Below are 13,387 nucleotides of genomic sequence, written 5' to 3'. Positions count from 1 at the left end.
CATGGCAGAGCTGCAGGCCGAGTTCGAGGCGCTGAAAGCCGCCCATGACAAGCTCAAGCGCCGCGCGCAGCGCAACGAGCGCGCGCAATTCGCCCGTGGCCTGTTGCAGGGCATCCTGTCGATGCTGCGACCCGGCGACGTGGTCCTTGATTGCGGCGCGAATGTGGGGGCGGTCACCGGTCCCTTGGCCGAGACGGGGGCCACCGTTCATGCCTTCGAGCCCGACCCTTTCGCCTTTGCGCAATTGTCCGCCCGCGTCGGGGACAGGCCCAATGTGACGCTCCACAATGTCGCCGTGGGCGTGACCTCGGGCAATGTCCGCCTGATGCGCGCCGCCAATTTCGACGACAACCCGATGGGCGGTTCGGTGAAATCGACCGTCATCCCGGGCGGGCGCAACATCGACGAGGCGAAAGATGCCACCATCGAGGTCGCCATGATCGCACTGCCCGACATGATCCGCGATCTGGCCGCCAAATCGGGCCGCATCGCCTTTCTCAAGATGGATATCGAGGGGGCGGAGCTTGAGCTTCTGGAACATATGCAGGCCCATCGGCTGTTCGATCTGGTCGGCCTCACCGTGGCCGAAACCCACGAGATGAAATTCCGCGACCTGCGCCCCCGCTTTGCCGCCCTGCGCGAAACCATCGCCGCAGAATACCCTGTCACCCGCGTCAACCTCGACTGGATCTGAGACCATGCCCGATCTTCTCCTCGAACTCTTCTCCGAGGAAATCCCCGCCCGCATGCAGGCCCGTGCCGCCGATGACCTCAAGCGGCTCGTGACAGACGGTCTGGTCGAGGCCGGGCTGACCTATGCCGGTGCCGGGGCTTTCGTCACGCCGCGCCGCCTGACGCTGACCATCGAGGGTCTGACCGCCCACAGCCCCACCACGCGCGAGGAACGGCGCGGCCCCCGCACCGATGCGCCCGAACAGGCGATCGAGGGATTCCTGCGCGGTGCGGGCCTGACCCGCGACCAGCTGCAGACCCGGTCCGAGAAAAAGGGTGAGGTCTATGTCGCCGTGATCGAGAAACCGGGCCGCGCCGCGCCCGAGATCATCGCCGAGGTGGTGACCCGCGTGATCCGCGATTTCCCATGGCCCAAATCCATGCGCTGGGGCGCGGGCTCCTTGCGCTGGGTGCGGCCGCTGCAATCGATCCTGTGCATCTTGTCCTCTGAAACCGGGTCCGAGATCGTGCCGTTCGAGGTCGACGGCATCACCGCCGGCAACACGACCGAGGGGCATCGCTTCATGGCACCCGGCCGCTTCACCGTCACGGGATTTGCCGATTACGAGGCCAAGCTCAAACGCGCCCATGTGATCCTGTCCTCTGCCGACCGTGCCGCCCATATCCTGCACGAGGCCGAACAGATGGCCTTTTCCGCGGGGCTCGAACTGGTGCCCGATGCAGGGCTCCTGGCCGAGGTGGCGGGGCTGGTCGAATGGCCCGTGGTGCTGATGGGACAGATCGAGGATCGCTTCCTCGACCTGCCGCCCGAGGTGCTGCAAACCTCCATGCGCGAGCACCAGAAATTCTTTTCCGTCCGCAATCCGAAAACGGGCCGGATCGAGAGCTTCATCACGGTCGCCAACCGCGAAACCGCCGATCAGGGCGCGACGATCCTTGCGGGCAATCAAAAGGTTCTCTCGGCCCGGCTGTCGGATGCGGCGTTTTTCTGGGAAAACGATCTGCGGGTGGCCAAGGCGGGGATGGGCGAGTGGCTTGACGGGCTGGCATCGGTCACCTTCCACGCGAAACTCGGCTCGCAGGCCGCGCGGATCGACCGCATCGCCGCCTTGGCGCGCGAGATCGCGCCCCTCGTTGGCGCGGATGCGGATCAGGCGGAGGAAGCCGCCCGGATCGCCAAGGCCGATCTGCGCTCGGAAATGGTGGGGGAATTCCCCGAATTGCAGGGCGTGATGGGCCGCTACTATGCGCTCGCCGCCGGACGCGCGGCGGAAGTTGCCGATGCGGCCCGCGACCATTGGAAACCGATGGGGCAGGGGGATGAGGTGCCGACAGCCCCCGTGTCTCTCGCCGTGGCGCTGGCCGACAAGATCGACACGCTGACGGGCTTCTGGGCGATTGACGAGAAGCCCACGGGGTCGAAGGACCCCTATGCTCTTCGCCGGGCGGCGCTGGGTGTCGTGCGGATGGTGCTGGAGAATGGGGTTCGGATCGACCTAAAAGGGCGCTTTGGCAATCCGATCATCCGCAGAATTGCCATTAACGCCGGGCAGCCACTCGGGCGAGAAATGGAAGCTCTCGAGTCGCTTCGTGATCAGCGTGCGGAAAATCTCCTCGAAGCATATAAATCAGAGAATCTTGAGAAATTTAAGGAATCCCTGGGGCACTACTTTAGCGAGACAATGAATAAGTCGGATGACCTCATCGCCTTCTTCCACGACCGCCTCAAGGTCCATCTCCGCGACGAGGGCATCCGCCATGACATCATCGACGCGGCGCTGGCCAAACCGCCCGCCGACGACCTTTTCCTCGTCGTCGCCCGCGCCCGCGCGCTTGCCGCCTTCCTCGCCACGCCCGATGGCGAAAACCTTGTCCAGGGCTACCGCCGCGCGGCCAATATCCTGACCCAGGCCGAGGAAAAGGACGGCGTCGAATACCGCTACGGGGCCGATCCGAAATTCGCCGAAACGGACGAGGAACGCGCGCTCTTCGAGGCATTGGCCACGGCACAGGCCGCGATCAAACCCGCGCTCGAGGCCGAGGATTTCGCCGCTGCCATGACCCATATGGCGTCCTTGCGCGCCCCTATCGACGCGTTTTTCACCGCCGTTCAGGTCAATTCCGACAACCAGGTCGTGCGGCGCAACCGCCTGAACCTGCTCTACCGGATCGTGGAAACCTGCGGCGCGGTGGCCGATCTGTCCCGGCTGGAGGGCTGAAACGCCGCAAAATCGGGCAGATAGCGGGGCGACGTGCCGTTTCTCTGGACACTTCGCCCTTGGGTTGTATCTATTGCTGCGGATGCACAAAGGTCCCAGATGCTGAGCACGCCCGATTTCACCGAGATCACCCCCACGGCCGAGGTCCGCACCTCGACCCATGGCAACCGCGCGAAATGCCTGCAACGGCTGGTGCGGCTCGACCTGCCCGTGCCGAAAACCGTAGCACTGCGCTTCGAGACGGTGCGCGCCATCGCGGGCGGGCGGATGCCCGATATCCGCGCGCTTCTGGATGTCTTTGGCCAGGGCGCGCTTTTGTCCGTGCGCTCCTCCTCGCAGATGCCCGATTGGGGCGGGCCGGGGACGATCCTGAACATCGGGATGAACGACGAAAAGGCCACGGAACTGGCCGCGACCCACGGTCAATCGGCGGCCGATGCGCTCTATGTCAGCTTCATCCGCGCCTATGCGGTCGATGTGCTGCGCCTTGATGCCGATCCTTTCGAAGGGCCGATCACCCCCCGCCTCGCCAAATCCGCCTTCGAGGCCGAGATGGACGAACCCTTTCCCCAGGACCCCTGCGAGCAACTGGCCGAGGTTCTGAAATCCATGGCCCGGGCGTGGGAGGGGACAACCGCCCGCCTGCTCCGACAGGCACAGGGCGCGCCGGCGGATGCCGGTCTTGGCCTTGTGGTGCAGGAAATGGCGCTTGGCATCGGGCAGGGGCTGTCGGGATCGGGCGTGGTGCAATTCGCCTCTCCCGAAACCGGGGAGGCGCAGGTGACGGGCCGCTGGCTGCCGCAGGCCCAGGGCCGCGCCGCCCTGTCCGAAACCGACGCGCAATTCATCGTCTCGGACAAACGCGGCAAATCGCTCGAGGATGTGGCCCCCGAACAGGTGGCGGCGCTGAAATCCGCAGGCGCGCTGATGCGCCAACGCCTGCGCGAGGAAATGCAGATCGAATTCACGCTGATGAACGGCCATCTCTCGATCCTCGACGCCGTGAGATGCCCCCGCTCGGGCCGGGCCGAGGTCGCGGTCGCCGTGGCCCTGGCCGAAGACGGGATCATCACGACGGACGAGGCGCTGTTGCGCATCCCGCCCTTCACGCTCAACCAGCTCCTCCACCGCCAGGTCAGCCCCATCGCCGCGCGCGACGTGCTGACCCGTGGCATCGCCGCCTCGCCCGGGGCCGCGACCGGCAAGATCGTCTTTTCCGCCAGCGCGGCCCAGGCCATGGCCGCACAGGGCGAGCCCTGTATCCTTGTGCGCCGCGAAACCTCGCCCGAGGATATCCGGGGCATGCATGCGGCCCAGGCCGTTCTGACCGAACGGGGCGGCATGACCAGCCACGCCGCCGTGATCGCGCGCGGCCTTGGCCTGCCTTGCGTCACCGGGGCCACGCGCCTGATGCTCGACAGCCGCAAGAAGACGCTGACCGTGCCGGGCCGCAAGATCTTCCACGAAGGCGACGTGATCACCGTGGACGGCTCCACCGGCGATGTGCTGGCCGGGGCGGCGGAGATGGTCGAACCCGCACTCGGCGGGGCCTTTGCCACGCTGATGGATTGGGCCGATGCCGCCCGCGACATCGGCATCCGCGCCAATGCCGACACGCCCGAAGATGCGGCCATGGCGCAGCGGTTCGGCGTCGACGGGATCGGGCTCTGCCGGACCGAACACATGTTCTTCGATCCCGCCCGCCTGACCGTGATGCGCGAGATGATCTTTGCCGAGAACCCCTCCGACCGGGCGGCGGCACTCGACCGGCTGTTGCCCATGCAGCGCGCCGATTTCATCGAATTGTTCCAGATGATGCAGGGCCAGCCGGTCACGATCCGCCTGTTCGACCCGCCGCTGCACGAATTCCTGCCCGGCGACCGCGACGGCATCCGCGCGCTGGCCGAAGCGCTGGACCTGCCCGTGTCCCGCGTCCAGTCCCGGATCGAGAGCTTGCAGGAATTCAACCCGATGCTGGGCATGCGGGGTGTAAGACTGGGCGTGACCGTGCCCGAGATTTACGAAATGCAAGCGCGCGCCATTTTCGAGGCGACGATCAAGGCCTCGCGCAAGGGCGCGCCTGTCGTGCCCGAGATCATGATCCCGCTCGTCTCGGCCCGGCGCGAGGTGGAACTGGTCAAGGGACGCGTCGATGCCATCGCCGCCGAGGTCCGGTCCAAGACCGGGCAGGATTTCACCTATCGCCTCGGCGTCATGGTCGAAACGCCGCGCGCGGCCCTCAGGGCGGGCGAGATCGCGGAACATTCCGCCTTCCTGTCCTTCGGCACCAACGACCTGACCCAGATGACCTATGGCCTGTCGCGCGACGATGCGGGGCGGTTCATGTCGGCTTATGTGCAACAGGGTGTCTTTCCCGAAGACCCCTTTACCCAGCTTGATGTCGACGGGGTGGGCGAATTGATGCATCTTGGCGCGGATCGGGGCAGGCGCGCGCGCCCGGACCTGATCATCTCGATCTGCGGCGAACATGCGGGCCAGCCCTCGGCCATCGCCTTCAGCCGTAAGGCAGGGTTCGATTACGTCTCCTGCTCGCCGTTCCGGGTTCCGGTGGCCAAATTGGCAGCGGCGCAGTTGTCCATTCAGGACAAGAACTTGCCCGTCGATCCTAAGGTATCGGTTTAAGAACCAGTCCGAAGATCTGGCGATACATCAATTTCTAGTCCCCATCCCCGGCCCGGGCGCAAGACCCGGTGCCGATTTTGCCCTTCCGTCATCTGGGGGTAAAACCCGATTCGCGACCAAGGCTCGAGCAGGTCGGCACGGGGCGTAAGACCCCGGAAAGGATGACGAGATGGGAAAAACACGGATTGGCGTGGCGCTTTGCGCGGCGATGCTCGTTTTTGGGGCGGGCGCGCGTGCGGATGTGACCGCCAGCACCTCGACCCCCGGCATCGCTGTGGAAATTCTGCCCGACGTCGGCGTCGAAACCGATATCGGCAGCCGCCTCGGCGCGCTCATGGGCATCGAAACGGCCTCGCTCTCGGGCCTGTCGGGCGACCGCGTGCGCCAGATCGGTGCGCCCTTCACCGGTGGGGCCACAGGCCGCGACCGGCGCGTGATGTCGGCCAGCCGCCTTGATTCCATGCCCCGCCCGCGGGGCAATGCGCAATGGCGCTGCATGACCGAAGCGATCTATTTCGAAGCGCGCGGCGAAAGCGTCGAAGGCCAATATGCCGTGGCCGAGGTGATCCTGAACCGCGTCGATAGCCGCAATTATCCCGACAGCGTCTGCGGTGTCGTCAACCAGGGCACCGGGCGGCGCTATGCCTGCCAGTTCACCTATACCTGCGACGGTATCCCCGAGATCGTGACCGACCGCCGGGCGTGGAACCGCGCGGGCAATATCGCGCGTATCATGCTGGACGGTGCGCCGCGCGACCTGACGGCGGGGGCCACCCATTACCACGCCGATTACGTCAGCCCGCGCTGGGCGCGTGTCTATCCGCGCACGGCCCGCTACGGCACCCACATCTTCTACCGCCAGCAATACTGAGGCGTCGCGGATCGCCCCTGATCCGCCGCCCCCGGTCTTGGCGCAAGCGCATGCCCCATGCTAGGCGGGGCCATGACCGACGAGATCGCACAGGCCTTCCGCCATCCCTCCGAACGGGCCAAGGCCCTCGCCGGTGATCCGCCGCGCGACCGTATCTCCATGACCGACCACCGCCGCGAGGTCGAGATCGGTGCCTTTCAGGCCGAACGCGGCATCACCCAGACCGTGCAATTCGACGTGGTGGTCGAGGTCGAAACCCGCGCCGAACAGGCCGTCGACGATGTCGACCGCATCCTCAGCTACGACACGATCGTCGAAGCCATCGACGCGGCGCTGGCCGCCGAACGCGTCAATCTGCTCGAAACGCTCGCCGCGCGCATCGCGGACCGCATCCTTGCCCATCCGCTGGCCGCGCGCTGTTTCGTGCGGATCGGCAAGCTTGACCGTGGCCCTTATGTGCTGGGCGTCGAAATCCTGCGCAACGCGCCGCCCATGCGGGGCCGCCTGCGCCTTTTGCCCGATGATGCGCCCCATCCCCGCGTCGTCTACCTCTCGTCCGAGGCCATCGCCCGCCCCGATCTGCCCCGGTTTCTCGACCGTCTGGAGGAGGGCGGCGCGCCCATCATCCTCTGTGTCGGTCGCCCCGATCTGCCTGCGCCGCAGGCCGCCCACGCCATGCCGCAACGGCGCATCGACCTGCTGGCCATCGAGCAATCGGCCTGGGTTCTGGCCGCGCGTGATCCCCGCTGCGTTGTGGTGGACAGCCGGACCGAGCTTGATTGGGCCATGCGGCATGGGCAGATCAGCGTCTGGGCCCCGTCGAAACTGGTGCTTGATGCCCATGACGGGCCGGGGGCCTTTGTGCGTGATCCTTTCGCGCTGGCGCTTTGGCTTGCGCAGGCTTTCGTCGCGGTCGAGGTGCTGGCCTTCGGCGCGCCCGCCGATATCGTCGCCCCCCCGGGGCTCAGGCTGACAAGGCGGGACGCGTTGGCGCCCCCGCCCGATCCGGTCGACGGATCACCAGCCGCATCCTGACCGGGTCTGCCCCGTCGGGCTCTGGCCGAAAGCCCGCCTTTTCCAGAACCCGGATCGAGATCGCATTGTCCGGCGCGACCTCGGCGTGGAAATGTTCCTCGCGAAATGTCGTGATCGCGTGATCCAGCGCGGCCTGAACGAATTCGCTGGCCAGCCCCTGGCCCGCGACATCGGGCAGGAAATGGAACGACAATTCCAGCCCCTCCCCGCCAAAGCCGATGCGGAACCCCGCAACGCCCACAGCGCGTCCGGCATGAAACAGGGTCCAGGGCGCAACCCCGTGGCGCGACCAGTCGAGCAGGTCCGCGGCCAACCGGTCGCTGCCGCGCGCCGCACCGAACAAGTCCGCATAAAGCGGTGCTGCCCGCCTGTCGGGCGCATGTCCCGTAAGCCGGGCCGATCTGAAAAGCGGGGTCGTGGTCATGGCCGCCATCTGAGGGGGAAAGTGACGTTGCGTCAAGATTCGCGCCCCCGCGCAGGCTTGCGCAAATCCCCCCGCGCAGGCTTGCGCAAATCCCCCCCGCGCAGGCTTGCGCAAATCCCGCCCCGCGCAGGCCAGCGCAGAATTCGCCCCGATCCACGGGACAGCCCCAGCCGCCCCTCTTGTCACCCCGCGCTCCGCCCGCTAGGCGCGCGGCATGGATTACCTGCGCCCCATTCCCCTGACCGATCCCGCCGTTGCCCCCGGCAGCCTTGTCCTTGCCGGCGGCTGGGTGCGCTTCACCCATGTCGAGATCCTGTCGCGACACGCGCCCCCGCGCATCGTCCCCGCCAGCCAGATCGCGCCCGAGGCGCTGGCCCCCTTCACCGCCCCCCGCGCGCCCATTGCCGGTCTGACCCTCGACCGACCGCGCCTGATGGGCATTCTCAACGTCACGCCCGACAGTTTCTCGGACGGGGGCCGGCATGCCGCGACCGCCGATGCGCTGGCCGGTGCGCAGGCGATGCTGGCAGAAGGGGCCGACCTGATCGACATCGGCGGCGAATCCACCCGCCCCGGCGCGCCCGAAACCCCGGTGCCCGAGGAAATCGCCCGCGTCGAACCCGTCATCGCGGCCCTTGCAGGTCAGGGCATCACCGCCCCCCTCAGCCTCGATACCCGCAAATCCGCCGTGGCGCGGGCAGGGATCGCGGCCGGGGCCAGCATCCTCAACGATGTCTCGGGCCTGCGCCACGATCCCGATCTTGCCCGCGTCGCGGCGGAAACGGGGGCAGCACTCATCGTGATGCATTCCATCGGCACGCCCGAAACCATGCAGGGACTGGCGGCGGAGGCCTATGGCGACGTGCTTCTCGATGTCTATGACGCGCTGGCCGATTGCGTCGCCCGCGCCGAGGCGGCGGGCGTGGCGCGCGACCGCATCATGGTCGATCCCGGCATCGGTTTCGGCAAGACGCTGGACCAGAACCTCGCCCTCCTGCGCCGCCTCAGCCTCTTTCACGGGCTGGGTTGCGGCGTGCTCCTGGGCGTGTCGCGCAAGGGCCTGATCGGCACGATCGCGGGCGAACCCGTGGCCGCCGCCCGCGCGCCCGGATCGGCGGCAATCGGCCTGTGGGGTGTTGCGCAGGGCATGCAGATGCTGCGCGTTCATGATATGGGACACCACCGGCAGGCACTGGCGCTCTGGCAGGCGCTGGCCGCGACGGCCCCGACCGGGCCGTGAACAAACGAGGACGAGGGCAGAAATGACACGCAAGCTGTTCGGCACAGACGGCGTCCGGGGGCGCGCCAATTCCTATCCGATGACCGCCGAGATGGCGCTGCGCCTCGGCGCGGCGGCGGGCCGCTATTTCCGCCGCGACGGCAGCCGCGCCCATCGCGTGGTGATCGGCAAGGATACCCGGCTCTCGGGCTACATGCTGGAAAACGCGCTCACGGCGGGCTTTACCTCCACGGGCATGAACGTGCTTTTGCTCGGCCCCGTGCCCACGCCCGCGGTGGGGCTCCTGACGCCCTCGATGCGCGCCGATGTGGGCGTGATGATCTCGGCCAGCCACAACCCGGCCGAGGATAACGGGATCAAGTTCTTCGGCCCCGACGGTTTCAAGCTCTCGGACGAGGCCGAGCTCGAGATCGAGGCGCTGGTCGCCGCCGAAATCCAGCCCGCCCAGGCCCAGAACATCGGCCGCGCCAAGCGGATCGACGATGGCCGCTTCCGCTATGTCGAACGGGTCAAGGGGACCTTTCCGCAGGGCCTCACGCTCGACGGGCTCAAGGTCGTGATCGATTGCGCCAATGGCGCGGCCTATCGCGCCGCCCCCGAGGTGTTGTGGGAATTGGGGGCCGAGGTCATCGCCATCGGCGTCACCCCCGACGGGCGCAACATCAACGCAGGCGTGGGCTCGACCGCCCCCGAGGCGGCGGCGGCCAAGATCCGCGAGACGGGGGCCGATGTGGGCATCTGTCTCGATGGCGATGCCGACCGGGTGATCTTGCTCGATGAAACCGGGGCCGTGGCCGATGGCGACCAGATCATGGCGCTTTTCGCGCAGCGCTGGGCGGCAGAGGGGCGGCTCAAGGGCCAGACCCTGGCCGCCACCGTCATGTCGAACCTTGGCCTCGAACGCTTCCTCGATGCGCGCGGCGTGCGGCTGCACCGCACCCCCGTGGGCGACCGCTACGTGGTCGAGGCGATGCGCACCCATGGGCTGAACCTTGGCGGCGAGCAATCGGGCCATATCGTGATGACCGATTACGCGACCACGGGCGACGGGCTGATCGCGGGCCTCCAGTTCCTGGCCGAGATGGTGCGCACGGGCCAGCCCGCCAGCGCACTCTCGCGCAGCTTCGAAACCGTGCCGCAGCTCTTGCGCAACGTGCGCTTCGCCGCCGGTCAGGCCCCGCTCGAGGCCCCCGCCGTGCAGGCCGCCATCGCGGCGGGCGAGGCCAGGCTGAACGGGCAGGGGCGGCTCCTGATCCGCAAATCCGGGACCGAGCCGCTCATCCGCGTCATGGCCGAGGCCGAGGACGAGGCGCTGATGGTCGCCGTCGTCGAAGAGATCGTCGGCGCGGTCGAGGCGGCCTGCTGAGCCGGTGCCAGGCCCTTGTGTAAGCTTGCACAAGGGTCCAAGATCCTGATTTAAAATGAAAATCTGAATCCGTTTACCTTTGGTCAACCCGCGCGGGGCAGGGCCGGGGTGCCTGCGACATAGGTCTGACGGATGGCGCGGTCATCGCCCATCATGATCGTGGGAAAGACCGCCTGCCAGATATCCTCGGCCCGCGCCGCCGCCTGCGCGATGGCGGGGGTAGAGGCCAGGTCGAGCACCACCAGATCCGCCTCGTGCCCCACGGCCAGCCTTCCGATCTGCTCGCCCAGCCGCAAAGCCTCCGCCGAGCCGCCGGTCGCCAGCCATATCAATTCGGACGGGTGCAGCGCCTGCCCGCGCAATTGCGCGATCTCATAGGCGGCTGCCATCGTGCGCAGCATGGAAAAGGACGATCCGCCGCCCGTATCCGTGGCCAGCCCCACCCGCATCCGCGCCCGCAGCCCCATGTCGAACAGCCCCGATCCGATGAAGGTGTTGGAGGTCGGGCAATGCACCACCGCGGCCCCCACCTCGGCCAGCCGGTCGATCTCGCGCGGCTCCAGGTGGATCGCATGGCCATAAAGCCCATTGGGCCCCAAAAGCCCATGCGCCTCGTAGGTGTCCAGGTAATCGCGCGCCTGCGGGTAGAGCGATTTCACCCAGGCGATCTCGTCGGTCTGTTCGCTCAGATGCGTCTGCATCAGGCAATCGGGATTGGCCGCCCATAGCGCCCCCAGCGCCTCCAGCTGTGCTTGCGTCGACGTGGGTGAAAAGCGCGGCGTGATGATACAGGACAGCCGGTCCACCCCGTGCCAGCGCGCGATCAGGGCGGCGGTATCGTCATGGGCCGATTGCGCCGTGTCGCGCAGATAGGCGGGGGCCGTGTCGCGGTCCATGCAGGTCTTGCCCGCCAGCGCCCGCATCCCCCGCGCCTGGGCCGCCGCGAAAAAGGCCGCGACGCTTTCGGGATGGATCGTGCCGTAGCTCGCGACCGTGGTCGTGCCATGGGCAAGGATCAGGTCCAGGTATCGGCCCGCCACCTCCGCCGCATAGGCCGGATCGGCAAACCGCGCCTCCTCGGGAAAGGTGTAGCTGTTCAGCCAGTCGATCAGCCGCTTGCCCCAGCTCGCGATGATCGCGGTCTGGGGATAATGGGCATGGGCATCGACGAACCCGGGCAGGATCAGATCCGCGCCATGGTCGGTGACCTCTGCCTGCGGGTATTGCGCCCTGAGCGCCGCGCCATCGCCCATGGCCGCGATCTTTCCCTCCCGGACAAGCAGGCCACCGCGCCGCTCATGGCGCGCGGCACCGACCCCTTCGACAAAGGGATCGCCCGAAAAGGCCAGGATCTGCCCCAGGATCAGCCTGTCGGTCATCGCGCGCGCCTCTTTCCTGTCGATATCCTCTACCCCGGTGATAGCCGCCCCCCGCGTCCTATGTTAGGGGCAAACCGACGGTGCGGCACGAGCGGATTGGGGGCAGGCATGGCGGACCAGGATGACGACACGATCCTGCGCGAGCGGGAGGTGGACGAGGGCCGCGATGCCTATGCGCTGGACGAAGGCCTGCGCGGTGAGCTGAAGGCGCTTGTGGCCGCAGGCGATGTCGCGGCCATCGACGCGCTGATGGAACCGCTCCATGCCGCCGATATCGCCGACCTTCTGGAACAGGTCTCCGACGGCGAACGCGCGGCCTGGCTCGGGCTTTGGTCCAAGGGCATCGACGGCGAGGTTCTGTCCGAGCTCGACTGGGGTCTGCGCGAAGAGGTCATCGCCCTTCTGCCCGAACAGGTTCTGGCCGATGCCGTCCGCGAACTTGATTCGGACGATGTGGTCGACCTTGTCGAGGATCTCGAGGACGAGCAGATCGAGCAGATCCTCGACGCGCTCGAACCCGCCGACCGGGTCGCTGTCGAACGCGCGCTGGCCTATCCCGAGGAAACCGCCGGCCGCCTGATGCAGCGCGAGGTGGTCCATGCCCCCGAGCATTGGACCGTGGGCGAGATGATCGACCATTTGCGCGCCCACAAGCGCGACCTGCCCGAACAATTCTACCACGTGATCCTGACCGATCCGCGGATGAAACCCACGGGCTATGTCACGCTGGGACGGCTCCTGTCCTCCGCGCGCAAGACGGAATTGCGCGAGATCGTCGAGGACAGTTTCCGCACCATCCCCGCGACCCAGCACGAGGATGACGTGGCCTATGCCTTCAACCAGTACCACCTGATTTCCGCCCCCGTGGTGGACGAGGACGGGCGGCTTGTGGGGGTCATCACCATCGACGACGCGATGATCGTGCTCGATGAAGCCGCCGAGGAGGATCTTCTGAAACTCGCTGGCGTGGGCGAGGAATCGAGCCTGTCGGACCGCGTGATCGAAACCACGAAACAGCGCTTTCCCTGGCTCTTCGTGAACCTGATCACGGCGATCCTCGCCTCGCTGGTCATTTCGCAATTCGAGGCGGCCATCGCCCAGATCGTGGCGCTGGCGGTGCTGATGCCCATCGTCGCCTCGATGGGGGGCAATGCGGGCACGCAATCGCTTACGGTCGCGGTGCGCGCCATCGCGACGCGCGACCTGACGCGGTCGAACCTCGTGCGGGTCGTGTTGCGGGAGGGTGCTGTTGGGCTGATCAACGGGGCGGTTTTCGCCGTGGTGATGGGGGTGATCGGGCTGTTCTGGTTCGGTAACCCGATGCTTGGCGCGGTGATCGCGGCCGCCATGATCATCAACCTGCTGGTCGCGGGTCTGGCGGGGATCCTGATCCCCGTGGCGCTCGACCGGCTCAACATCGACCCCGCGCTCGCCTCGGGGGCTTTCGTGACCACGGTCACCGATGTGGTGGGCTTTTTCGCCTTCCTCGGCCTCGCGGTCCTGGTCCTTCTGTAGGG

Annotated in this window: 10 protein-coding genes; 8 read left to right on the top strand and 2 right to left on the bottom strand. The window is 67.1% G+C overall.

Translation table 11 applies throughout. The features are described 5' to 3' along the window. Position 1: 1 nt before the first annotated feature. From AABA51_RS10440 to AABA51_RS10420, 5 genes are all read left to right on the top strand, one after another. Entirely contained in the window at positions 2-694 is a 693-nt protein-coding gene (locus tag AABA51_RS10440) for an FkbM family methyltransferase (protein ID WP_338271746.1), read from the top strand. Positions 695-698: 4 nt separating this feature from the next. Next, on the top strand, positions 699-2,912 hold the full coding sequence (gene glyS, locus AABA51_RS10435; RefSeq protein WP_338271745.1) for a glycine--tRNA ligase subunit beta: 2,214 nt from the start codon (positions 699-701) through the stop codon (positions 2,910-2,912). Between the two features lie 99 nt (positions 2,913-3,011). Further along, a complete protein-coding gene (locus AABA51_RS10430; RefSeq protein ID WP_338271744.1) occupies positions 3,012-5,555 on the top strand; it encodes a putative PEP-binding protein in 2,544 nt (847 codons plus the stop codon). A gap of 169 nt (positions 5,556-5,724) precedes the next feature. Beyond that, positions 5,725-6,426 carry a cell wall hydrolase gene (locus tag AABA51_RS10425; protein WP_338271743.1) on the top strand — a complete coding sequence of 234 codons (702 nt, stop codon included), beginning with the start codon at positions 5,725-5,727 and terminating at the stop codon, positions 6,424-6,426. 72 nt (positions 6,427-6,498) lie between these two features. Continuing rightward, positions 6,499-7,461, top strand: a complete 963-nt coding sequence (locus AABA51_RS10420) for a dihydroneopterin aldolase (protein WP_338271741.1) — start codon at positions 6,499-6,501, stop codon at positions 7,459-7,461. Here the strand turns inward: AABA51_RS10420 and AABA51_RS10415 are convergent. After that, positions 7,391-7,885: a GNAT family N-acetyltransferase gene (locus AABA51_RS10415; protein WP_338271740.1), complete on the bottom strand. Its 495-nt coding sequence runs from the start codon at positions 7,883-7,885 to the stop codon at positions 7,391-7,393. The genes AABA51_RS10420 and AABA51_RS10415 overlap by 71 nt on opposite strands. A gap of 214 nt (positions 7,886-8,099) precedes the next feature. On the opposite strand from AABA51_RS10415, the gene folP reads away from it, so the two are divergent. Beyond that, on the top strand, positions 8,100-9,125 hold the full coding sequence (folP, locus tag AABA51_RS10410) for a dihydropteroate synthase (RefSeq protein WP_338271739.1): 1,026 nt from the start codon (positions 8,100-8,102) through the stop codon (positions 9,123-9,125). Positions 9,126-9,147: 22 nt separating this feature from the next. After that, on the top strand, positions 9,148-10,491 hold the full coding sequence (glmM, locus tag AABA51_RS10405) for a phosphoglucosamine mutase (protein WP_338271737.1): 1,344 nt from the start codon (positions 9,148-9,150) through the stop codon (positions 10,489-10,491). Positions 10,492-10,574: 83 nt separating this feature from the next. Here the strand turns inward: glmM and guaD are convergent, their stop codons facing one another. Beyond that, the gene (gene guaD, locus AABA51_RS10400) at positions 10,575-11,870 is read right to left on the bottom strand and encodes a guanine deaminase (protein WP_338271735.1); all 1,296 of its coding nucleotides are present in this window, start codon (positions 11,868-11,870) and stop codon (positions 10,575-10,577) included. 108 nt (positions 11,871-11,978) lie between these two features. Between guaD and mgtE the strand changes: the two genes are divergently transcribed. Then, positions 11,979-13,385, top strand: coding sequence for a magnesium transporter (mgtE, locus tag AABA51_RS10395; RefSeq protein ID WP_338271733.1), 1,407 nt, complete (start codon positions 11,979-11,981; stop codon positions 13,383-13,385). Positions 13,386-13,387: the final 2 nt, after the last annotated feature.

It is taken from the genome of Roseicyclus marinus (genome assembly GCF_036322625.1).
GTDB lineage: Bacteria > Pseudomonadota > Alphaproteobacteria > Rhodobacterales > Rhodobacteraceae > Roseicyclus > Roseicyclus marinus_A.
Note: the sequence above shows the minus strand (reverse complement) of the source record. Positions and strands in the feature narration are given on the sequence as shown.